Here is a 20,913-nt window from a genome sequence, read left to right as displayed (position 1 = left end):
TGGTCCTTTCGAGGGGTTCAGAGGCTGCGGATCAGGCCGCCGTCGCACCTGAGTGCGACCCCTGTGATGTACGACGCCGGTGCGCTGCACAGGAAGGCGGCGGCGGCACCGAACTCGGCGGGTTCTCCGTAACGGCGGGCAGGGATGGTCTTGCGGGACTCCAGCTGGATTTCCACCAGGGTGGTGCCGCGGCGCTTGGCTGCGGCTTGGTCCAGTTGCGTGACGCGGTCGGTGGCGATCCGGCCAGGAAGGAGCAGGTTCACGGTGACCTCATCCAGCGCGACCTCGGCCGCAAGGGTCTTGAGGTAACCGGCCAAGGCAGCCCTGCCGGTATTGGAAACAGCCAGGTTGGGCAGGGGAGCGGTCACTCCGCTGGAACCGATCGCCAGGATGCGGCCCCAACGGCGTTCACGCATGCCGGGCAGGACCTGTGAGACCAAGGCATGATGCGGCTTGACCAAAAGGTCGAACGCAGCAGCCATGTCCTCGGAGGTCAGGGTTGCGGCGGCACCCGGTTTGGGTCCGGGTCCGTTGAGCACCAGGATGTCGATCGGCCCGAGGTTGGCCACGGTCTGGTCCACTGCGGATTCGATGCCCTCCGGAGTGCCGAGGTCGGCTTCGATGGCGACTGCGTCGAAGCCGCTGGTTCCCAAAGAACCGCTGCCCAACACGCCGGTTCCGTAGGCTGCCTGCAGTTCGGCAACAATTTCCTTGGCGCGGTCCCGGCGACGCCCCACCACCGCCACCCGGACACCCTCGGCAGCGAGCGCCCTGGCCACGGCAAGCCCGAGCCCGCCGGTGGAGGCGGCTACGAGTGCTGTCTTTCCTCCGATTCCGAGGTCCATCAGAAACTCCCTATCGTTACACGGGCATCCAACGCAGACGCCGCTTCTTTCAAGTGGACTGCCATGGAGTCCCGCAGAGTTTCGGGGAACAGGGCAGCCGGTGCCCGGACCCCTGAGTCCTTGATGAGTCTGCGCTCGCGGAGGCATTCCTTGCGGATGGCCAGCGCCACCTTTGCCTGTTGTTCGAAGTTGATGAGCGGCAGGTAGGGCTGCAGTTCGCGTTCGGCGGCTTGGTATCCGCCGTCCTGCCACGCCTTCACGCAGGCGATCAGGGCTTCGGGATAGGAGAAGCCCGTCATGGCACCGGAGGCGCCTGCCATGAGTTCGTCCAGGAGGCCTTGTCCGCCGAGCCCACCGAAGATGGAAACCCCGACGGCGGCATTCAGGTCTGCGATGGCCACGCTGGTGGGCGGGGCCTCGGCTTTGACGGCGATGACGTAGTCGCAGGCGTTGACCACGGAGATCAGTGCCGGTGTGGGGATGCTGACTCCGCTGGCCAGCGGGTAGTCCTGGAGGACCACCTTGGCGCCGGTTGCCCGGTGGATGGCATCGAAGTGGGAGGTCACCGCTTCTGCCCGGGCCGAGTTGGCCTGCACCATGACGGCCGAGAGGCGTGGCCCCGCAACTTCCTGCGCTGCCATGACCTCTTCGATGGCGGGCCGGGTGGCCAGTGCGGTCACTCCCACTACCAGGGGGAGGGTGGTGGATTCGATCACGGTTTCGAGGACATCGCGGCGTTCCTGCGGAGTGAGGGCGGCTGCTTCGCCGAACACGCCAAGCACCGTGAGGCCGGTTGTTCCGATTTTTTCGTAGTGCTCCACGAGTTCGGCGAGGCTGTCCAGGTCGACGTCCAAGGTGCTGCCTTGGAAGGGGGTGGCGACAACACCCCAGACGCCTGCGGGAAGGGATTCACGGTTTTTGGGCGCAGAAGGGTGAGGCATGGTGGTTCCTTTTCAATGCGGTCTGCTGGATGGAGTGGCTTGTGCCGGGATGCCTAGCGTCCCGGCCACACGGGCGGGCGCTTTTCCTGGAACGCCCGCACACCTTCGGCTGAGTCTTCGCTGTCCAGCGCGGCCATGAGGGCCGGCAGCCTGAGGCCGCGGGCTTCCTTGGCCGTGAGATGAGAGGTCTGCGTGACCATCTGCTTCACGGCGCGCACGGAGGTGGGGGCGCACGCCAGGATCTGGTCCACCCAGCGTTGTACGGCTGAGTCCAGCTCGTCAGCGGGCACTACTTCGTTGACCAAGCCCATGGAGTGCATTTCCGCAGCATCGGCTTTGCGTCCGGTGAGCAGCATCCCCATGGCCTGCGTGTACGGGACCCGTCGCACCAGTTGGTGGATGCCGCCGTCGAGCGCCAACCGCCCGACCCGGGGCTCCGTCAGGCCGAACTTCGCGCTTGAAGCTGCCACCACGATGTCGGCGCCGAGGACGATTTCCATGCCGCCGCCCAATGCGTAGCCGTTGACCCGGGCGATCACGGGAACGTCCAGGCTGGTGCGGAGGCTCAGGCCGCCGAAGCCGTTGGGATCAAGTCCGGCCCAATATTCCAGTCCGGTCTTGTCCACGGCATCGGCGGACATGTCGGCGCCGACGCAGAAGGCACGGGCGCCGGCTCCGGTGACCACCACGGCGCGTACGGATGCATCGCCTTCCAGCAGCGACCAGATCCCGTTGAGCCGCTCGTGCGTGGCGGCATCCACGGCGTTCAGGACATGCTGGCGGTCGATCGTCACGGTTGCCACGCCGTCCTTGATGTCCAGGGTAACCTCGTCCACGCGTTCCTCTGCGGCAACGCTCATCGCAGGACCCCCAACTGCTGGAGGCGCTCTATGGTTTCGGCGTCGAAGCCGTTCTCGAGCAGGACCTCAACGTTGTGCTCGCCCAGGCGTGGGGCTGCGCGGCGGATCGAGGGGGGAGTGGCCGAGAGCCGGATGGGGGCATTCAGCATTTTCACAGTGCCGACCGAGGGATGGTCGGCCTCCACGATCATGCCGTTGGCCTCGGTCTGAGCGTCGGCGAGGGCCTGTTCCAGGGTGTGTACGGGAGCGTTGAGCAAACCCTGTTCCTCGAGTTTGCCGGTCCAGTACTCGGTGGTGTTGGTGGCGAACTGCTCGCGGAAGATGGCTTGCAGGGCGGGTTTGTTCTTGAACTGTTGCTCCAGCGTGGCGAAGCCCGGGCGCTCGGTCAGGTCTTCGTCCAGTTCCAGCGCCTCGGAGATCCGGGCGAGCGGGTCCGGGGTGAATCCACCCACCATGCACACGGCGCCGTCGGTGGTTTCGAAGACGCCGCTGAGCGGCATGGCTCCCCAGTTGACCTCGTAGCCGCGGTTGAGCTGCATGCATGCTTCCTGCATCTGCAGGTGCAGCATGGAGTCGTACATGGTCACTTCCACCTTCTGGCCGAGGCCGGAGGATTCGCGGGTGCGCAGGGCCAGTAGGATGCCCTGCATGAGGTGCATGCCGGTGATGTAGTCGCACAGGGTGGTGGGGTAGATGGCAGGCTTGGTGTCCTCGGACTCGCGCCGCCACATCACGCCGGAGTAGGCCTGGGCGATCGCGTCCTGTCCGCCTTTGTGGGAGTAGGGTCCTTCAGGGCCGAAGCCTGTGCCGGAAGCCCAGATGATGCCAGGGTTCTTTGCGCGCAGGTCCTCATAGCCGAAGCCCATGCGTTCCATGACGCCGGAGCGGAAGTTGCTGACCACGACGTCGGCGTCGGCCATGAGCCGGTGGAGGACTTCGCGGCCTTCCTCGGTTCGGGTGTCAACGGAGACGCTGCGCTTGTTGCGGTTGATGGAGAGGAAGATCGGGTTGTCCTGGCCGTCCTGGTCCGGGAAGGAATTACGGGAGATGTCGCCGGCGCCAGGACGTTCCACCTTGATGATGTCCGCGCCGTAGTCGCCCAGGAGTTGGGTGCAGGACGGACCCATGAACACCTGGGTGAAGTCGACGATCTTGATGCCCTCCAGCGGGAGGGCTGTTGGTTCCGGAGCCGCGGCGGCGCGGGCCGCCGTCGTGCTTTCCGTATTTTCTGCAGTCATGAGGCTCATGCCGGCACCACAGCATCCGCATCGATGGTGGCGTTCGACGACGGGATGTCACCCGGGTCGGCACCGTGCCGGCGCATGCCCAATTGGATGTCCGCTGCCGCGACATCGCGGACCAGGATGTTGTTCTCGACGGCGAGGGCCGCTGCCACACCGACAGCCTGGCCCATGGCCATGCAGGGCGGAATTTCGCGCGACATCTTCTGGGCTTCTGGGGTGGCGGAGTAGTGGCGGCCGGCCACCAGGAGCTGGTCGACTTCCTTGGGCAGCAGCGAGCGGTACGGGTAGTAGTAGTCGCGGCCGCGGGCCACGGTATCGGCAAAGTGGCGGCGCTGGGTGACGTCGTCCTTGGTCATGATGTACTCGCCCTGCAGGAGGCGGGTCTGGCGGACGCCCATCTGGGAGGCGACATCCAACATGTACGCGTTTTCGAAGCCGGGGAGGTTGGCCCGGACGTAATCCACGGCCTCGGAGATCCGGTCGCGGGCGGCGAACTCGGCCGCGGTCATGTCTGCAGGGTCCACGCCGTCGAAGCCGGTCATGTGCGGGGCGTTGCACCACACGACGCCTTCAATGGGCGTCTTGAGCCACCAAAGTTCCCAAGCGCCGCCGAGGATGCGCTTGATCTTGCGGTTGATGGCTCGGGCTTCCTTGGGGTTGGCCTGTTCGAAGGCTTCGGCTGCGTTGGTGTCCACGTTGCCGAGGCGGAAGACGAGGGTGGTGAGGTAGTTGTCCTTTGCGTAGCTGGCGCCGGCACGCGAAGCGACATCAATATCGCCGGTGGTGTCGATGACGATGTCGGCCAGGAAGGCCTGCGGGCCCAGTTTCGTTTCGCAGATGACGCCCTTGATGACCCCGTTGTCCACGATCGGACGTGAGAACCACGAGTGCAGGCGGAGGTCCACCCCGGCCTCGCGGACGAGGTCGTTGGACACGCGCTTCCAGCCATCGGGGTCGAACGCTGCGGCGTAGCAGATGGGCTTGGGGTTGGTGTGGGAGTGGAAATCGAAGGTGCCGTAGCGTCCCCACTTGTTCCAAAGTTCCTCGGAGGTCCTGCGGTCATCGGCGGGCGGAACGATGGCCAGGCCCAGCTTCTGGAGGCGTTCGACGTACTCGGAGACAATGCCGGTGACGGTGATTTCCTGGCCGTTGATCATGTCATCGAGCACCAGGACCATGCCGCCGGAGGCCAGCCCGCCCAGGGACGAGTAGCGTTCCAGCAGCGTGACTTTCGCGCCGGAGCGGGCTGCGGTGACGGCAGCGGCCACACCTGCTGGGCCACCGCCAACCACCAGCACGTCGGAGTGGGAGATCACGGGGGCTTTGAGGTCTGCGGTGGTGGTAGCGAGTTCGAGGGAGTTCATGTTCTTGGTCCTTACTTGCCGACGTGGATGCCGTTGGTGCGGCGTGCGGCTATGTAGAAAACGATGCTGAGGATGGACAGGACGGCCACGTAGACCGGGAAGACCCAGGTGAGGTTCAGCGACTGGAACCAGACCAGGAGGTAGGAGGCGGTGCCGCCGAAGATCGCTACGCCGATTCCGTAGCCGAGGGCTACACCGGTGCCGCGGATGTTCTTGGGCATCAGGGAGGAGCTGACCACGTTGTAGAGGGTCATGTTGAGTACCAGGACAATGGAGCCGCCCAGCAGGACTGCTGCGAAGCCGCCGATGCCCGGCTGTACGTAGAGCAGCATCAGGAACACGGCCGGGATGGCGAGGACGCGGGTGACCAGGAACCACTTGGACATCGCCTTGCCGTCTGCCAGCTTGCCGACGACCCAGGAACCGATGACGAGGATGACGCCCAGGATAGTGGTGAGGGCGAAGACGGCCGTGGGGTCTTCCTTGAAGCCGCTGCGTGCGGCACTGGGGAGGCCGACGTTCCAGGCGTAGTTGTAGGCCTGTGCAGCGCCGACGACGAAGATGATGGCCAAGACGGACAGCCAGTGCTTGCTGACGCCCTTCCAGACTGCACGGGGCGTGTTGGTGGCCATTTCCTCTTTCTTGAGGGTCTCCGGGAGGGCCCGCCGCAGGTAGAGGACCACGAAGCCGAAGAGGGCGCCGATGATGAACGGGACGCGCCAGCCCCATTCGCCCATTGCCGCGCCCCCGATCACCAGGCTGCACAGGAAGCTCACCAGGGAGGCCATGAGAATGCCGATGTTGACGTAGAAGGACATGATGCCTGCGACGTAGCCTTCACGGCCTTCGGGCGCCAGCTCTACGGCGTGGGAGGTGGAGAGGGGAGCTTCAATACCGGTGGAGATGCCCTGCAGGATGCGGCACACCACCAAAATGATGCCGGCCCAGGCGCCGATGGTGGTGTAGTTCGGGGTGATGGCGATGACCAGGGTGGTGCCGGCCATGAGCATGATGGACAGCAGCATGACGCGTCGGCGGCCAATGCGGTCAGCGAGCGTTCCGAGCAGTATGCCGCCCAGGGGACGGAAAGCGAACCCGACGGCGAACACGGCCAGGGCGTTCAGCGTTGCCGAGAGGGGATCGGTGTTGGGGAAGAAGTTCGGTCCAATGAAGGCTGACAGGAGGCCGAAGACCATCCAGTCGTACCACTCCAGGGCGTTGCCGAGGCCAAGGCCGAGGAGTCCCTTGCGGACTTCGGGCGTGAACTTCGCGTTCTTGCCGGGGGAGTGGGTAGTTGGTTTTGGCGTGGGGACGGCGTTGTCCGTTTGGATGTCGAGCATGGAAGTTTCCTTACGCTGACGCCCCGGAGGGCGTGGGAGGGTATGACGCAGGAACGCCTGTTGAACGAGGCGTCTGATGCGAAAGTGGCAAGGAGTGTCAGCGGCCACGGGATCGTGTCCGGACAGTTAAGGGAGAACGCCCAGGCCGCCTGAGGGCGGGTGCGTTACCACGCGTGTGGTGCGTTGACCCAGATGGCTACGCATACCTCTTCGTAGCTGTTCTTGTACCAGTGGGGGATCTCTGAGGAGTAGGTGATCGAGTCGCCCTCTTCAAGGCTGTAGCAGACGCCGTCCAAGTAGACGTCCTTACGGCCGGAGATGATGTAGCAGAACTCTTCACCGCTGTGGGTAAAAGGTGTTGCGCTGGTGTCGTGCCCTGGGGGCGTACTGATCCATTGCGCTTCGATGCTTCCGTCCCGGTTGGGGGTGAGCAGTTCATGGACTGCCTCGCCCACGGATTCCCGGGTGACGTTTTTCAAGTTACGCCGTTCGGACCTTCTGACCACGGGTGACCTGGACTCGTCCTGGCCTATGAAGAACCTCCCTACGGGGATGTCCAGACCGTGGGCCAACTGCGCCAACGTGGTGAAGGAAGGGTTGGCCATGCCGCGTTCGATTTGGCTGACGATCGCTTGGCTGAGGCCGGTGATGTCCGAGAGTTGGGCCAGGGTCATGCCCTTTGCCTTGCGCATGGTGCGCACCTTGTTCCCGACGGTCGCCAACAGTTCGCTGGTGGCCAGTGGGGCAGGAGTCTCGGTGGTCATTGCCGGGTCCTTTGCTGGATGAGCTAACTCACACAACTATAGTGAAGATTTTTAGCCGGTCAATGATTTTTTTCAATTAAGTAAAGATTTTTAGGAAAGTGGTGATCCAAGCTCGCAGATCGTCCCGAAGACGAAGCGGTCGATCTCCTCCAGCTGTGGGCTGAGCTGCATCAGATGGTCACCACCGGGCAGCAGCTTCATGCTGACTTCCAGCTCCGCGGCGAGCCGTTCAATGCAGACGGCCCCCACCATATGGCTGGAAGTCTTCAAGCTCAGGACCGCGTCCATGGCATCTTCCATGTCCAGGTTGACCAAGGATTGATGGAGCCGTGCTACGCGCCAGGGAAGCAGTTCCACATAGTTCTTGACGAATGTGGTGACGATGGACGCGTCCCCGCCAAGTTCGGCCTGGAGTCCAAGGAGGACAGCGGGATCCACCAGGGAGTCTGTGCACTCGTCATAGTCAGACACCAAACCCCTCCCGCCTCCGAACAATGGATTCACGATTCAACATTAGGTGTCCCGGAACAGCCGTACTGCCCCAAAACGAAAGCTTGATCCAATCTTGAGCGGACCCCGCGGGAGTCTTGATCGGAGGGCCTGACAGTTAGGTTGGTCAGCCGAATGATCGCGGAATGGGGGAGTCCGGGCATGTTTGAAGGAACGGAAAACCTCATGGACGGTGGTGCCCGACCCTCTGCCGCACTGATGGCAGTGATCGTCTTTTGCCTGGCCGTTTTGCTGGGTATCGGAGGAACAGCAGCCTTCGCACTGTGGGAGCAGGGCCACGGCAGCCCGGCCCATCAGTCCGCCGATTCAGTGTCCTCACCGTAGTCGCGGGCTGTACCGAAGCCGCTGTCCAGGAATCCTGTCAGGCGCCTTTCCAAACCCGCCCGGTCTTTCAGTTCGCATTCCCAGACCGTAAGCACCCTCCACCCCTCAGCGTCGAGTTGCCGGCGCTGCAGGGCATCGCGTTCCCGGGTTCGGGCGCGTTTGGCCTCCCAGAACTCCGCGTTGGCGGCGGGCGCGTGGAGTCCTGCCCTGCAGTCATGAAAATGCCAGAAGCAGCCGTTAACAAAGATGACCTTGCGCCGCCCGGCAAACACCAGGTCCGGCCGCCCCGGCAGTTTGGACCCGCCCGCCTGGCCGTGGAGCCTGTACCTGTAGCCCTTGGCGTGCAGCAACTTCCGCACCAACAACTCGGGTTTGGTGTTCTTGCCCCGGATCCGGGACATGTTCCGGCTGCGCTGTTCCGGCGTCAGGAGATCCCGGCTTTCGCCCATGCAACAAGCCTACCCAGGGGAGACGGAGGCGCCGTGGCGGGAACACTCCGCCGTCCATCCCGTGGGCGTGACCTGGACTTTCATGCGCCGGCCACAGTGCGGGCAAAACCTGGGCGGCTCCATCAACAGCTGCTGTTGGCAGCTCTGGTGGGCGTCCGACGTCGGGCCCTCGCCTTTGGTTCCCACCGCACCGCCGCAGTGGCTGCAGTAGCTGCTCACAGTGACTTCTGGAGCTCCTTCATGGGCATGTTCAGCTCGACCAGGAGACTGAGGTCGGCAGTCGCCGGACGGCCCAGCGTGGTGAGGTAGTTCCCCACGATCACGGCGTTGATTCCGCCCAGCAGGCCTTCGCGGGTCCCAAGGTCGCCGAGCGTCAGTTCGCGGCCGCCCGCGTAGCGAAGAACGGTGCGCGGCATGGCGAGGCGGAAAGCGGCGATCGCGCGAAGGGCGTCCTTGCCGTCCATGATGCCCTGGTTCTCCAAAGGTGTTCCGGGACGGGGATTGAGGAAGTTGAGGGGGACTTCGTGGGGGTCCAGGGCGGCCAGCTGCGCTGCGAGTTCCGCGCGCTGTTCCAAGGTCTCGCCCATGCCGATCAAGGCACCACAGCACAGCTCCATGCCGGCAGCCTTGACCATGGCACACGTCTCCAGCCGTTCCTCGTAGCTGTGGGTGGTCACTACCTGCGGAAAGTAGCTGCGGGCGGTTTCCAGGTTGTGGTTGTAGCGGTGGACGCCCCAGGCGGCCAATTGGTCCACCTGGCGCTGGGTCAGCATGCCCAGCGAGCAGGCGATGTTGATGTCCACTTCCTCATTGATGCGGTCGATGGCGAACTTGATCTGGTTCATCAGCTTGATGTCCGGGCCACGGACTGCTGCAACAATGCAGAACTCGGTGGCTCCGGTGGCGGCGGTTTCCTTGGCTGCCTTGACCAGTTCCGGAATGTCCAGCCACACGCCGCGGACGGGTGAATCGAACACCCCCGACTGGCTGCAGAAATGGCAGTCTTCGGGGCACCCGCCGGTCTTGATGGAGATGATCCCCTCCACCTCGACGTCCTCGCCGCAGTGCTTCAGCCGGACCTCATGGGCCAGTTGCAGGGCTGCCGGGATTGCCTCGTCGGGCAGTCGGAGGATGTCAACAAGCTGGGGTTCAGTGAGGCCCTCGCCCCGTCCCAGGACCTGCTCCCTTGCGAGGTCCAGAATGGCATGGGCAGTGGCGTCAGTAGCTGTGTCTGCGGTCATGGACATGACGCTATCGGGGGCGGTGACAGTTGATTTTGGAGAGTAGTCACAAAGGGCCGCGGCCGTTTTTGGGCGCTTCCGTGACCCGCCATAGCCCGTGACCGCTGATGCAGAAGTTACACCTGTGAAACACCGCCGTGACCGTGCGGACAACCAGCGTGACTAGCGTCGTGGGCAGCACCAGGGTTCCAGCGGTGCCCCTGAGAACCCCCATGAGCGAAAGAGAGCAAGGATGAGCGACGTCCTGACCCAAAGCCAAAGACAAGCCACACCCAATGCCGATGCGATCAGCGCGGCCAAAGAGAGCCTGGAGGACTACACCCTCCGGTTTGCACCCAGGTCCTATCGCAAGTGGAGCGCTGGGGTGGTGGCCACAAGTGCGCTGGGAGGCATCGCCTACCTGGCCGACTTTTCCATCGGCGCAAACATCGGCATCGCTTACGGCACGGCCAACGCCGTCCTCGGCATCATTGTGGCGGCGGTCATCATCTTCGTGACCGGCTTCCCGCTCGCCTATTACGCCGCGCGGTACAACATCGACCTCGATCTCATTACGCGTGGATCCGGTTTCGGTTACTACGGATCCGTGGTGACCAACGTGATCTTTGCAACCTTCACCTTTATCTTTTTCGCGCTGGAAGGCTCCATCATGGCCCAGGGGCTGGAGCTCGGCCTTGGGGTCCCGCAATGGCTGGGTTACGCGGTGTCCACGGTCATCATCATTCCGTTGGTTGTTTACGGGATGAAGACCCTCGCCACCCTGCAGGTGTGGACGACCCCGCTGTGGCTGCTGCTCATGGTCATCCCGGTGGGTTACCTGGTGGTTTCGCACCCTGAAAGCATCGACTCCTTCTTCGCCTACTCCGGTGCATCCGGTAATGGTGGGCCGAACCTTGCCTCGGTGATGCTGGCCGCAGGAGTTTGTCTTTCCCTCATGGCACAAATTGCCGAACAGATCGACTACCTCAGGTTCATGCCTCCCAAGACAGCAGCCAACAAGGGTGCGTGGTGGCGCGCAGTGATCCTGGCCGGCCCGGGATGGGTGCTGTTCGGGGCGATCAAGCAGGTCGTCGGGCTGTTCATTGCCATCTACCTGATCGCCACTCTCGACCCGGCGGCTTCAGTGCACGCCAATGAGCCGGTCCACCAGTTCCTGGGCGTGTACCAGGAGATGATGCCGGCATGGCTGGCCATGACCCTTGCCGTGGTGCTGGTGGTCATCTCGCAGATCAAGATCAACGTCACCAACGCCTACTCCGGCTCCCTGGCATGGACCAATTCGTTCACCCGCATCACCAAGACCTACCCCGGCCGCATGGTGTTCGTGGTGGTGAACCTGGTGATTGCCCTGGTGCTTATGGAAGCGAACATGTTCGACTTCCTGAACACGATCCTCGGTTTCTACGCCAACTGCGCCATGGCCTGGGTGGTCACCGTGGCTTCCGACATCGCCATCAACAAGTACCTTTTGAAGATCTCGCCGAAGGTGCCTGAATTCCGCCGCGGCATGTTGCACGCCGTCAACCCCGTGGGCTTTGTATCGATGCTGGTCTCGGCTGGAGTCTCCATCGCCGTCTTCTTCGGAGCGTTCGGTGCGTCCGTCCAGCCCTACTCTCCGATCTTCGCGGTGCTTCTGGCCCTGATCCTCCCGCCGGTCCTGGCGATCGCCACCCGCGGCCGCTTCTACCTGCGGCGCACCGATGACGGTATCGACCTGCCCATGTTCGATTCCGACGGCAACCCCAGCGACCAAAAGCTCCTCTGCCACGTCACTGGTTTGGAGTTCGAACGTCCGGACATGCTCCGCTCGGGTCAGGACGGACCCGACGGCGAGCCGCGGTTCATCTCCTCACTCGCCTTATCCACGGACAAGTCGGGCGCGTTCGTGTTGCCTGCGCAAAAGAACTAACCACGCACAGTGAAGCCCCCGGCCGGTCCGGTTCAGGCCGGGGCCGGGGGCTTACCTGTTTATCGGCAGGATCAGGGTTTCAGGACGACCTTGATGCAGCCATCCTGCTTCTTCTGGAATTTCTCGTACAGCTCCGGAGCGTCATCCAGACCGCCGGTGTGGGTGACCAGGTGCATGACCCCCAGCGGATCGGCGTCGTCCTCCACCAGCGGAAGCAACTGGTCAGTCCAGCTGCGCACATTGCATTGGCCCATGCGCAGCTGGATCTGCTTGTCGAACATCGTGAGCATGGGCATGGGGTCAGCTTGGCCACCATAGACGCCGCTGAGGGAGACCGTGCCTCCGCGCCGCACCATGTCCACGGCTGTATGGAGGGCCGCGAGCCGGTCCACGCTGATGGTTTCCATGGCCACTTGGGCCGGCTTGTCCGGCAGCAGCGAAACAGCCCGGTGGAGGAAGGAAGCCACGGGCGAGCCGTGCGCTTCCATGCCCACGGCATCGACCACGGCATCGGGGCCGCGTCCCAGTGTCTCCTCCTTGACCATGCCTGCCACGTCCGGACTGTAATCCATGGTTTGGACGCCGTGCTGTTCGGCCATGGCTCGGCGTTCGGGGACAGGATCCACGCCGATGACACGAAAGCCTTTGTGCTTGCCGATCCTTGCGGCGAACTGGCCTACTGGGCCCAGGCCCAGCACGGCCAGGGTGCCGCCCTCCGGCACATTGGCGTACTCAACGGCCTGCCACGCGGTGGGAAGGATATCGGAGAGGAACAGGTACCGTTCGTCCGGAAGGTCGGAGTCGATCTTCACCGGCCCATAGTCTCCAAAGGGCACGCGCAGGTACTGGGCCTGCCCGCCGGGAACGGAACCATAGAGCTCGGAGTAGCCAAAGAGGGCAGCACCCGAACCCTTTTCCTTGACCTGCGTGGTCTCGCACTGCGACTGCAGTCCCTGGTTGCACATGTAGCAGTGGCCGCAGGAGATGTTGAAGGGCACCACCACGCGGTCGCCCTTCTTGAGACGGTGGACTTCCGGGCCCACCTCTTCCACAATGCCCATGGGCTCGTGTCCGATCACGTCGCCCTTGTGCATGTAAGGGCCGAGGACTTCGTAGAGGTGCAGGTCCGAACCGCAGATAGCTGTGGACGTGATCCGCACGATCACGTCCGTGGGTTCCTGGATGGTGGGATCCGGGACTTCCGTGACGCTCAGCGAGCGCCGGCCTTGCCATGTCACTGCTTTCACAATTGTTCTCCCTGCCCATAGCTGGAGGTGTCCCGCGCTGCAGGAGACCCTCCCAGCGAAGCAGAGTCGGGGGCGGCGCACAAGGCGGCGAAGCCTCGACTCGCGCTGTCTCCCGGCCTAGATTGGGGCTATGGGTGACCAAGCGCGCAGACCGGACAAAACACCTGACGGAACGTCCGCCACAGAGGTTCCTGCCGACGTCGGGCAGGCTGAAGGCGATCCCGGAACAGGTGACTTCACCACGGAGGTGGACCCTGCGTTCATCCCGGATGACAGCGGCGAGACGCCGGAGGAGAAGCGGGCGCGGGAGCATCCTGAGGCCACTGGCAGCTGACGCGTCACGCCCGGCTCCCGGAATGACGACGGCGGCTTCCGCGCCGCTGCTCTGGAGAGTGCCGTTCAAAAACTAGTAAGCAATCTGATTATTAGTTAAGATGTTGGCAAGCAGAGCATCTGTCGGACAAAGTTGACCGAGGAGTGAGCAGGTTGTCGACCATACAGAACCCACCGGTTCCGGAAAATACATCACGTCCCGCCGTGCAGCCACTGAAGTGCACCAACTGTGGCTCAAGTGAGAACCTGGACCTGGAAACCATCGAATCCATCGAGCCCCACACGGGCGAACTCCTGGTTGCCGTCTCCTACACGTGCACCCGGTGCGAGGCTTCTTTCTCCCATACCGCCACGTTCCACGAAGTGGCCGCAGTCCTCAACAGCCGGAGTGCGATCTCCGGCCTCCTGCAATTTGGCGGGGAGTACTTCCACTGCGGCGAGCCGATGCAGTTTGCCGCGTCGTCCGCGAAGAGCGTTTACGTACCCATCACCACCGAAGACAACGATGATCCGCTGATGGACGTATATCTCAAGACCCGGGTCCTGGAATGCAGGTGCGGCTTCCGTATGGAACTGCCGGCGTGAGCAACCGGCGTACCGTTTGGGCGCAGTGGACATGGGGTACATGACGGGGAACCGGACGTGGGCTGGCAACGGCGCCCAACAAAGCCGTTCACGAGGGAGGTAATCCACATGGATACCGGACTGTTGGTGACCATCATCATTGTGGCCGTGGTTGTGGTGGCCGCCATTATCATCGCCGTGCTGGTAGGCCGGCGCAAGAAGGCGGAAGCCAACCGACACCGCGCCGAAGAACTGCGTGAGAAGGCCGAGCAGGAAGCCGTTGGCGCGCATCAGGCCAAGGCGCAGTCGGCCCAGGCCGAGGCAGCCGCAGTGCAGGCCGAGGTCGAAGCCAACCGGCTGCGCCGCGAGGCCGACCGCCACGCAGAAAAGGCCGACGAAGCGCACGGCCGCGTCCAGGAGCACCTGCGCCACGCGGACAAGCTCGACCCCGACGTCAACACCGGGCGGGACGGCCGCTCCGAGGGGGACCGCTCTGAGCACGACCGCTCGGACCACGACCGCTCTGACCGCGACCGCTCGAACGGGGACCGTGGCCGGTCGGAGGACCGGGACGGCGTTCACGACGGCGGTCAGCGACTCCTGCGGGACCGGTCCCACCGGGACGGCACGCACCGGGACGCCTCAGTGCGGGACGCCTCCCCGAACGGCACCGCAGCGGGCGAGGGATCCACGCGTGATGACTCCGTTCGGGACGGTGCTGCCCGTGACGGGCGGCGGGACGGCGGCAGAAACCTTTAGTTTTTGTGGAAAGAAGCGGAGGCAGGAGATGAGCATCGTGGTGAGGCGGACCGGCCAAGGGGTGCGTGCGGCGGATCCGAAGCGTAACCGGCACGCTGTGGACGTGGTTCTCGGCCACTTGGGCGAAATCGGTCCGGCCGTGGCGGCGTTGCGGCGGGAATCGTCACGGCTTGCCGAGTGGGGTGAAGAGTTGGCCAGGGCGAGGCTCCGCGGCGGCAAAGTGTTCGCCGCCGGCAGCGATGGTTCAGCCCATGAAGCCCAGCGCTTTGCCTCCGAGCTCACGGCCCACGATGCCGCACACAACGGAGGCGGATCTGACGGTTCCTTTGTTGCCATCGTCGCAAACAAGGACCAAGGGCAGACCATCAGTGGCCAGATCCCGGGCGTGGTCCGGCGCGGTGACATTGTGGTGCTCCTGGCTGCCAAAGGCATAACGGAGGATCTCCGCGATGCCGCTTCGGCCGCGAAGTCGGCGGGAGCCAAGGTGTGGGCTCTCACCGGAAGGGAGTCCCGTGACCTGGCCCAGGCCGTCAATGAAGCCATCAATATCAACACAGATCCGCCGCACGCCGAGGAAGCGCACCTCGTTGCAGTCCTGGCGCTGTGCGAATGCTTCGATGAGTCGATGCGGGAATTGGGGAAGAACTAGCTCAGCCGCTCTTCCCCTCCGACTGCACAGGGCTTCAGGCTGGGTGCCCTCCCGACCCGGGAAAGCACCCAGCCCTGCCTCTATCGGGTGCTGGCTGCTGAAGCGGAGTCCTCGGTTACGGGGTCCTGGGCCTCTTCGTACGGGCGCAGCCGGAACAGGGCGACGGCCGCGAGGAGGACTACCACCGCAACGCCGATATAGAGCTGCGTGGGGGTCCAGCCGCTGTCGAGCATGCCACCGACCGCAATAGGGGCGAGGATCGCACCGGCCCGTCCGACGCCGATGCCCCACCCCACCCCTGTGGTGCGGACGCCGGGCTCGTAGGCCATGGGAGCCACCGTGTAGAGACCGGCGATGCAGCCATTGACGAGCATGCCCACCACCACACCTGACGAGAACGCCAGCAGGGGAACAGCGGTGGTGGTAATGAAGAGGACCAGGGTCACGGCACAGAGCACCGTAAAGGCCATCAGGGTCCGCCGCTCGTCCCACTTGATAGTGAGCGCGCCATAGAGCAGCGAGCCGAAGGTACCGCCCATGGTGAGCATGAGTCCGCCGATGATGCCCTGTTGCTCGGTCATCCCGGATTCCACCAGCAGGCGGGGCGTCCAGGAGTTGGCGAAGTAGAAGCCAAACATGGTCACGAAGAAGGAGATCCAGAGCAGGATGCTGGCTTTGCGGTAGCGGGAGTTCAGCAGTGTAGCCACGCTGCCCTGCTGTTTTCCACTGCCCGCAGCAGCGGGACCGAGGGTGACGCTGCCTTCGAGCCGCAGGCGGCGGGCAATGTGCTGGAGTTTCGCGACGGCGTTCTGCGGCCGCCGAGTGCGGAGGTAGTCGACCGACTCGGGCAGGAGGGCCGCGGTGAGGGCGATCGCCAGCAGGGTCAGCAGGCCACCGGTGAGGAACACGGAGCGCCACCCGAAGGCGGGGATCAGGTTGGTGGCGCCCATGCCGCCGAGTGTGGCGCCCACACCGTAGCCGGCCGTGAAGATGCTGACGGCCATGCCGCGGCGGCGGGTGTTGGCGTACTCGCTCGTGATTACGGTAGCCGAGGCGAGGATGCCCCCAACGCCCAGGCCGGTAAGGACCCGCCACAGGCCGAGCTCGAAAGCGGAATTCGCCGTGCTGGAGAGGAACAAGCCCAGGGCGTTGATCGCCAAGGCCACGATGAGGATCTTGCGCCGTCCGTAGCGGTCCGCAAACGGTCCGAGGACCAGGGAGCCTACAGCCATGCCGATGAGACCGGTGCTGAGCAGCCAGCCGAGCTGGGCGCCGGAGAGTCCGAACTCCTTGGTCACGGAGGTTGCTGTGAAGGCCATGGCCAGGACGTCATAACCGTCGAGGGCGTTGAGGAAGGTGGTCACCGCGATGATGATCCACTGGTACGACGACATCCTGGATGCGTCGATTTGGTGTCGGATATCCATGCTGCTGATGCCTCTCAGGGGACGTCGATGGTAAGGATGGCGGGGCGGGGCGTCGGCGCGGCGGAAGCCTCTGCAGCGACCGCACGCGAGACGCAGCAGCACATCCTGGTGTTGGGTTCCTTCTGCCGGTCCGAGTAGAAGACGTCCCGGTGGTCGATCCGCCCGCTGAGCTCAAGCACCTTGACCTGGCACAGGCCACACTCGCCCTTGCGGCAGTCGGACATCATGTCCACGCCCTCGCGCTGGAGGGCATCCAGCACGGACTCGTCCGGGCCGACAATTGTCGCTATCCCCAGCCGGGGGATGCGGACAGTGAATGGTTCAGCCTCGTACCAGCCGCTGTTGCCGAAGGTCTCGTAGCGCAGGTTTGTGGGGTCGAGCTCGCGTTCAGTCCATCCGCGGCGTACGGCGTCCATGAGCCGGATGGGACCGCACATGTAGAGTTCCGCGCCGTCCGGTACTGAACCCACGAGGGCGCGGACATCGAGGGAGGTGCCCTCGGCGTCGATATGTGGCTCGAGGCGGTCCCCGTGGAGGGCGGCAAGGTCGTCGAGGTAGGCCATCGACTCCCGGGAGCGGGCCACGTAGACGAGGCGATAGTCGGCGCCCAGGCGGCGCAGCAGCGCGGCCATTCCGGCGATAGCGGTGATGCCGATGCCGCCGGCGAGCAGGACATAGGAGGGCGCCCCGACCCGAAGCGGGAAGTTCTGCAGCGGCTGGGTAACCTCCAGGACGTCCCCGGGCCGGAGCGAGTGCATGAACACGGAGCCTCCCCGGGAAGCAGGGGTTTGGAAGACGCTGAGGGCGAGATGCGTGCCGTCCTCGGCCGCATCCACCACGGAGTACGAACGGACATGCTGCTCGCCTGCAATGTCTGTGCGGACATCCACGTGCTCGCCCGGGCGCACAGTGCACGGGCGTTCGGGGCGCAGGACGATGCGACGGATGTTCTCGGCGACGTCGGACACTGAGTCGATGGTTGCCTGCTGCCAGATGATCTGGTGGGAATCGGCCACGGTGGAACTCCTCCTGCTCAGGCGTCCGGCAGGGCGGCGAGTCGGCCCTCGGCTTCGAGCGCGCGCTCCAGGAGCCGGCGCACCCACATCCCGCCCATATCGATGTTGAGGTTGTAGAACTCGTAGTCCGGGTTGGCGTCGATCGCCGACTGCTGGGCCAGAAGCATCGCCTCGTCCTCTCCGAAGACGCCGTGCACCCCGCTGCGCAGCTGTGTGGTGATGAGCTGGCTCTCCAGCCGGTAGTTGCGCATGAAAGCCCAGAAGTAGTGGCACGAACGGTCGGTTTCCGGCGTGATGGTGTTCATGACGTAGCCGTTCACTCCCCGTGAGCGGTCGCCCTCAGGCGCTCCGCTCCCCGCCTCCGCTACACCGACATCGATGCAGATCGTTGAGGGGAAGTAGTAGTGGATGATCTGCCACCGGTCCACCTTTCCCTCGAAGTCCGGGAACTTGTCCCGCATGTTCTTCAACCAGAACGGCGGCGCGTCGATGTTGCGCATCCAACGGGTGACTGTCACTGAGGACTCGTCATGGGTCACCTCGAACTCGGATTCGGACAGTTCCTCTTGCCCGATCGATGAGCTGTGAACGAACTCCTCATGGGTGAGGTCCATGAGATTGTCCAAAACCAGTTGGTAGTTGCACGGTGCATGGATGGTCTCACCGTCTCCGGCCCATTCGGAGCTTTGCAGCTGGTGCATGTCGGGTACGAGGCCCGGGTCCGCTTTTGTAGGGTCACCGAGCCACACCCACACATAGCGGTAGCGCTCAACCACGGGGAAGGAGGGAACGGTAGCCGATGGATTCAGGGTTTCCTGCGCGGGCATGGAGGTGCAGCGCCCGGCGGCGTTGTAGCGCAGGCCGTGGTAGGGGCACTGGATCTCGTCGCGGCCCACCAGCTTTCCCTGGGACAGCGGGGCGAGGCGGTGCCAGCAGGAGTCAGCCAGTGCCACGGCCCGGCCATCACCGGTGCGGTACAGGGCCAAGGGGCGACCGGCAACCGTGCGGGCCAGGATCCCTTTGGCGGTGATCTCGTGGTCCCACCCGGCGACGTACCAGGCGTTGAGCGGGGAGGGCAGGAGCTTGGCTGTGGTTGTGGTCTTCGAAGCGGAGACAGACATGGAGCGGTCCTTCATCGTTGAGGGGGCCGGATAGTACCCAAACTAACTATGAAGATAGCTAGTAGGTGAGGTAGACCACATACTAGCTATCTTCATAGTGATATGCAAAGGTCTGTTGGAAGTAAGCTGGGTGAGGGTTCAATACCGACCTGAAAGGACCCGCCTTGACTCTTCGCTCGGCCTTGCTGGCGCTGCTGTCCTCGGGCCCGCTGACGGGCTATGACGTGGCCAAGCACTTCAGTTCCTCCGTGGGCCACGTCTGGCATGCGCCCGATTCGCAGATCTATCCGGAGTTGCGGAAGATGCTCGCCGAGGGTCTCCTCTCCGGCCAGTCCGTGCCATGGGGGACACGTGGAGCCACCAAGACCGAGTATGCCCTCACGCCGGACGGCGAGGACGCCCTGCGGGAGTGGCAGAGTCAGCCCCTGGCCTACGTCCGTGACCGGGATCCTGCACGCCTCAAAGCTGCCTACTTCGAGTGGGCACCCCCGGGCGTAGCGGCCCAACAGTTGCGGGCCCACATTGCCCATTACGAGGAGCAGCGCCTCCAAACGCTTCACATGATCGAGGCCCTCGAGCGGCGCGTCCATCCCACTCTTGCCCGTCGCCTTGGCCGATATGCCGAAGAGGAGCGGGAGCAGGTGGTCCGCTTCAAGGTCTTCGCATATGAAGGGCAGCTCGCCCGTGCCGAGCAGGAAATCGCCTGGGCCAAGAGAGGCCTGCAAATACTTGGGGAGGCGGAGCGGCCCGAAAGCCCCGATCCGTTGTGATCTGCACCTCAATCGGAATAGTTGCAGACGCTGCACAGTTGCTCAGGGTGAACCTGATCATTCTGAAAGGAACTGCGCATGCTGTTTTCTCCGCTGGCACTCGGTGAACTCGAACTCCCCAACCGACTGGTCATGGCGCCGTTGACGCGCCTGCGTGCAGGGCTGGATGGAGTGCCTAACGATCTCATCGCCGAGCACTACAGCCAGCGCGCATCGCTGGGACTGATCGTCAGTGAAGGCACGTACCCGACTCCTGCTGGCCAGTCCTACCCGGGCCAGCCCGGCCTGGTCACGGAGGAGCAGATCGCCGGCTGGAAGAAGGTCACTGACGCGGTCCACGCAGAAGGCGGCCGGATCTTCGCGCAAATCATGCACGGTGGCCGCGTTTCCCACGCAGACATCACAGGTGGTCACGAGATTGTTGGCCCTAGCGCCGTCGCCATCGAAGGTGAAGTCCGCACGCCGAACGGCAAGCAGGCCTACCCGGTCCCTCGCGAACTCCGTACCGATGAGTTGCCGGCCGTCATCCAGGAGATCGTTACCGCTTCCCGCAACGCCATCGAGGCCGGTTTCGACGGCGTGGAACTGCACTCCGCCAACGGCTACCTCCTGCACGAGTTCCTCGCGCCGAATTCGAATGTCCGCACTGACAGCTACGGCGGTTCTCCGGAAAACCGCGCCCGCTTTGTCATCGAGACCGTGAATGCCGTGGTTGAGGCGCTCGGTTCCAACCGCGTGGGTATCCGTATCTCGCCCGAACACAACGTGCAGGGCATTGCCGAGGTGGACGCCGCAGACGTCCGCGCCACCTACGAAGTCCTGGTGGACACCATCGCGCCGCTCAACCTGGCCTATCTGAGCATCCTGCACCACGAACCCAAGGGATCCCTGGTCCAGGACCTCCGCAAGCGCTTCAACGGCACGTTCCTGGTGAACACGGGATTCAGCGAGATCACCACGCGTGAGGAAGCCATCGCCCTGGTGGCAGATGGCCTGGCCGACGGCGTAGTTGTAGGCCGGCCGGCTATCGCGAATCCCGATCTGGCCCGCCGCTGGCGCGAGGGGCTTCCGCTCAACGAGCCCAACGCCGCGACGTTCTACGCCGATGGTGCCGAGGGCTATACGGATTACCCCTTCTACGCCAACTAGGCGCGAAGCACCCCAGCGAAACCACGACGCCGGCACCCACCTGAGGTGCCGGCGTCGTACGTTACCCCCCCGAGCACCCAACTAGGT

At 64.0% G+C, this 20,913-nt stretch carries 23 protein-coding genes; 8 read left to right on the top strand and 15 right to left on the bottom strand.

Going from position 1 to position 20,913, the window contains the following annotated elements; genetic code table 11:
• Positions 1–17: 17 nt before the first annotated feature.
• From ACSVIE_RS11200 to ACSVIE_RS11165, 8 genes are all read right to left on the bottom strand, one after another.
• Complete coding sequence (locus ACSVIE_RS11200; RefSeq protein WP_442423866.1) at positions 18–845, bottom strand: SDR family oxidoreductase; 828 nt, start codon at positions 843–845, stop codon at positions 18–20.
• Positions 845–1,786 (bottom strand): dihydrodipicolinate synthase family protein, encoded by a 942-nt coding sequence (locus ACSVIE_RS11195; RefSeq protein ID WP_442423865.1) that lies wholly within the window; start codon positions 1,784–1,786, stop codon positions 845–847. The genes ACSVIE_RS11200 and ACSVIE_RS11195 overlap by 1 nt, the downstream gene beginning before the upstream one ends.
• Positions 1,787–1,839: 53 nt before the next feature.
• Positions 1,840–2,646: an enoyl-CoA hydratase-related protein gene (locus tag ACSVIE_RS11190; protein WP_442423864.1), complete on the bottom strand. Its 807-nt coding sequence runs from the start codon at positions 2,644–2,646 to the stop codon at positions 1,840–1,842.
• Positions 2,643–3,884: a CaiB/BaiF CoA transferase family protein gene (locus ACSVIE_RS11185; RefSeq protein WP_442423931.1), complete on the bottom strand. Its 1,242-nt coding sequence runs from the start codon at positions 3,882–3,884 to the stop codon at positions 2,643–2,645. Before ACSVIE_RS11185 ends, ACSVIE_RS11190 begins: the two co-directional genes overlap by 4 nt.
• Before the next feature lie 5 nt (positions 3,885–3,889).
• On the bottom strand, positions 3,890–5,254 hold the full coding sequence (locus ACSVIE_RS11180) for an FAD-dependent oxidoreductase (RefSeq protein ID WP_442423863.1): 1,365 nt from the start codon (positions 5,252–5,254) through the stop codon (positions 3,890–3,892).
• 11 nt (positions 5,255–5,265) lie between these two features.
• Entirely contained in the window at positions 5,266–6,594 is a 1,329-nt protein-coding gene (locus ACSVIE_RS11175) for an MFS transporter (RefSeq protein WP_442423862.1), read from the bottom strand.
• A gap of 164 nt (positions 6,595–6,758) precedes the next feature.
• On the bottom strand, positions 6,759–7,358 hold the full coding sequence (locus tag ACSVIE_RS11170) for a helix-turn-helix domain-containing protein (RefSeq protein ID WP_442423861.1): 600 nt from the start codon (positions 7,356–7,358) through the stop codon (positions 6,759–6,761).
• 90 nt (positions 7,359–7,448) lie between these two features.
• On the bottom strand, positions 7,449–7,829 hold the full coding sequence (locus ACSVIE_RS11165) for an Hpt domain-containing protein (protein ID WP_442423860.1): 381 nt from the start codon (positions 7,827–7,829) through the stop codon (positions 7,449–7,451).
• 180 nt (positions 7,830–8,009) lie between these two features.
• Between ACSVIE_RS11165 and ACSVIE_RS11160 the strand changes: the two genes are divergently transcribed.
• A complete protein-coding gene (locus ACSVIE_RS11160) occupies positions 8,010–8,192 on the top strand; it encodes a hypothetical protein (RefSeq protein WP_426006263.1) in 183 nt (60 codons plus the stop codon).
• On the opposite strand, the gene ACSVIE_RS11155 is transcribed toward ACSVIE_RS11160, so the two are convergent.
• Genes ACSVIE_RS11155 through bioB form a run of 3 tightly spaced genes read right to left on the bottom strand, consistent with a single transcriptional unit; the run spans position 8,162 to position 9,882 of the window.
• Positions 8,162–8,641: a very short patch repair endonuclease gene (locus tag ACSVIE_RS11155; RefSeq protein WP_426006265.1), complete on the bottom strand. Its 480-nt coding sequence runs from the start codon at positions 8,639–8,641 to the stop codon at positions 8,162–8,164. The two genes, ACSVIE_RS11160 and ACSVIE_RS11155, sit on opposite strands and share 31 nt — an antisense overlap.
• A gap of 9 nt (positions 8,642–8,650) precedes the next feature.
• Positions 8,651–8,860, bottom strand: coding sequence for a biotin synthase auxiliary protein BsaP (bsaP, locus tag ACSVIE_RS11150; protein ID WP_442423859.1), 210 nt, complete (start codon positions 8,858–8,860; stop codon positions 8,651–8,653).
• Positions 8,857–9,882 carry a biotin synthase BioB gene (gene bioB / locus ACSVIE_RS11145; RefSeq protein ID WP_442423858.1) on the bottom strand — a complete coding sequence of 342 codons (1,026 nt, stop codon included), beginning with the start codon at positions 9,880–9,882 and terminating at the stop codon, positions 8,857–8,859. Before bioB ends, bsaP begins: the two co-directional genes overlap by 4 nt.
• A gap of 232 nt (positions 9,883–10,114) precedes the next feature.
• On the opposite strand from bioB, the gene ACSVIE_RS11140 reads away from it, so the two are divergent.
• Positions 10,115–11,791, top strand: a complete 1,677-nt coding sequence (locus tag ACSVIE_RS11140; RefSeq protein WP_442423857.1) for a purine-cytosine permease family protein — start codon at positions 10,115–10,117, stop codon at positions 11,789–11,791.
• A 71-nt stretch (positions 11,792–11,862) separates the two neighbouring features.
• On the opposite strand, the gene ACSVIE_RS11135 is transcribed toward ACSVIE_RS11140, so the two are convergent.
• Positions 11,863–13,038, bottom strand: a complete 1,176-nt coding sequence (locus ACSVIE_RS11135; RefSeq protein WP_442423856.1) for a zinc-dependent alcohol dehydrogenase — start codon at positions 13,036–13,038, stop codon at positions 11,863–11,865.
• 130 nt (positions 13,039–13,168) lie between these two features.
• Here ACSVIE_RS11135 and ACSVIE_RS11130 point away from each other — a divergent pair, with 130 nt between their 5' ends.
• From ACSVIE_RS11130 to ACSVIE_RS11115, 4 genes are all read left to right on the top strand, one after another.
• Positions 13,169–13,372: a hypothetical protein gene (locus tag ACSVIE_RS11130; protein ID WP_442423855.1), complete on the top strand. Its 204-nt coding sequence runs from the start codon at positions 13,169–13,171 to the stop codon at positions 13,370–13,372.
• A gap of 152 nt (positions 13,373–13,524) precedes the next feature.
• Positions 13,525–13,956, top strand: a complete 432-nt coding sequence (locus tag ACSVIE_RS11125; protein WP_442423854.1) for a hypothetical protein — start codon at positions 13,525–13,527, stop codon at positions 13,954–13,956.
• Positions 13,957–14,064: 108 nt separating this feature from the next.
• Complete coding sequence (locus ACSVIE_RS11120; RefSeq protein WP_442423853.1) at positions 14,065–14,694, top strand: hypothetical protein; 630 nt, start codon at positions 14,065–14,067, stop codon at positions 14,692–14,694.
• A gap of 28 nt (positions 14,695–14,722) precedes the next feature.
• Positions 14,723–15,343, top strand: a complete 621-nt coding sequence (locus ACSVIE_RS11115; protein ID WP_426006274.1) for an SIS domain-containing protein — start codon at positions 14,723–14,725, stop codon at positions 15,341–15,343.
• Between the two features lie 80 nt (positions 15,344–15,423).
• On the opposite strand, the gene ACSVIE_RS11110 is transcribed toward ACSVIE_RS11115, so the two are convergent.
• From ACSVIE_RS11110 to ACSVIE_RS11100, 3 genes are read right to left on the bottom strand one after another with little or no spacing between them, the layout of a single operon-like run.
• Positions 15,424–16,770: an MFS transporter gene (locus ACSVIE_RS11110; RefSeq protein WP_426006276.1), complete on the bottom strand. Its 1,347-nt coding sequence runs from the start codon at positions 16,768–16,770 to the stop codon at positions 15,424–15,426.
• 14 nt (positions 16,771–16,784) lie between these two features.
• A complete protein-coding gene (locus ACSVIE_RS11105; protein WP_426006277.1) occupies positions 16,785–17,786 on the bottom strand; it encodes a PDR/VanB family oxidoreductase in 1,002 nt (333 codons plus the stop codon).
• Between the two features lie 17 nt (positions 17,787–17,803).
• Positions 17,804–18,907: an aromatic ring-hydroxylating dioxygenase subunit alpha gene (locus ACSVIE_RS11100; protein ID WP_426006279.1), complete on the bottom strand. Its 1,104-nt coding sequence runs from the start codon at positions 18,905–18,907 to the stop codon at positions 17,804–17,806.
• Positions 18,908–19,071: 164 nt separating this feature from the next.
• On the opposite strand from ACSVIE_RS11100, the gene ACSVIE_RS11095 reads away from it, so the two are divergent.
• Positions 19,072–19,677 carry a PadR family transcriptional regulator gene (locus ACSVIE_RS11095; RefSeq protein ID WP_442423852.1) on the top strand — a complete coding sequence of 202 codons (606 nt, stop codon included), beginning with the start codon at positions 19,072–19,074 and terminating at the stop codon, positions 19,675–19,677.
• A gap of 78 nt (positions 19,678–19,755) precedes the next feature.
• Positions 19,756–20,826: an alkene reductase gene (locus tag ACSVIE_RS11090; protein WP_442423851.1), complete on the top strand. Its 1,071-nt coding sequence runs from the start codon at positions 19,756–19,758 to the stop codon at positions 20,824–20,826.
• Positions 20,827–20,913 lie beyond the last annotated feature (87 nt).

It is taken from the genome of Paenarthrobacter sp. NCHU4564, assembly GCF_052156435.1.
GTDB lineage: Bacteria > Actinomycetota > Actinomycetes > Actinomycetales > Micrococcaceae > Arthrobacter.
The sequence above is the reverse complement of the archived record's forward strand: the minus strand, read 5'-3'. Positions and strand labels throughout refer to the sequence as shown.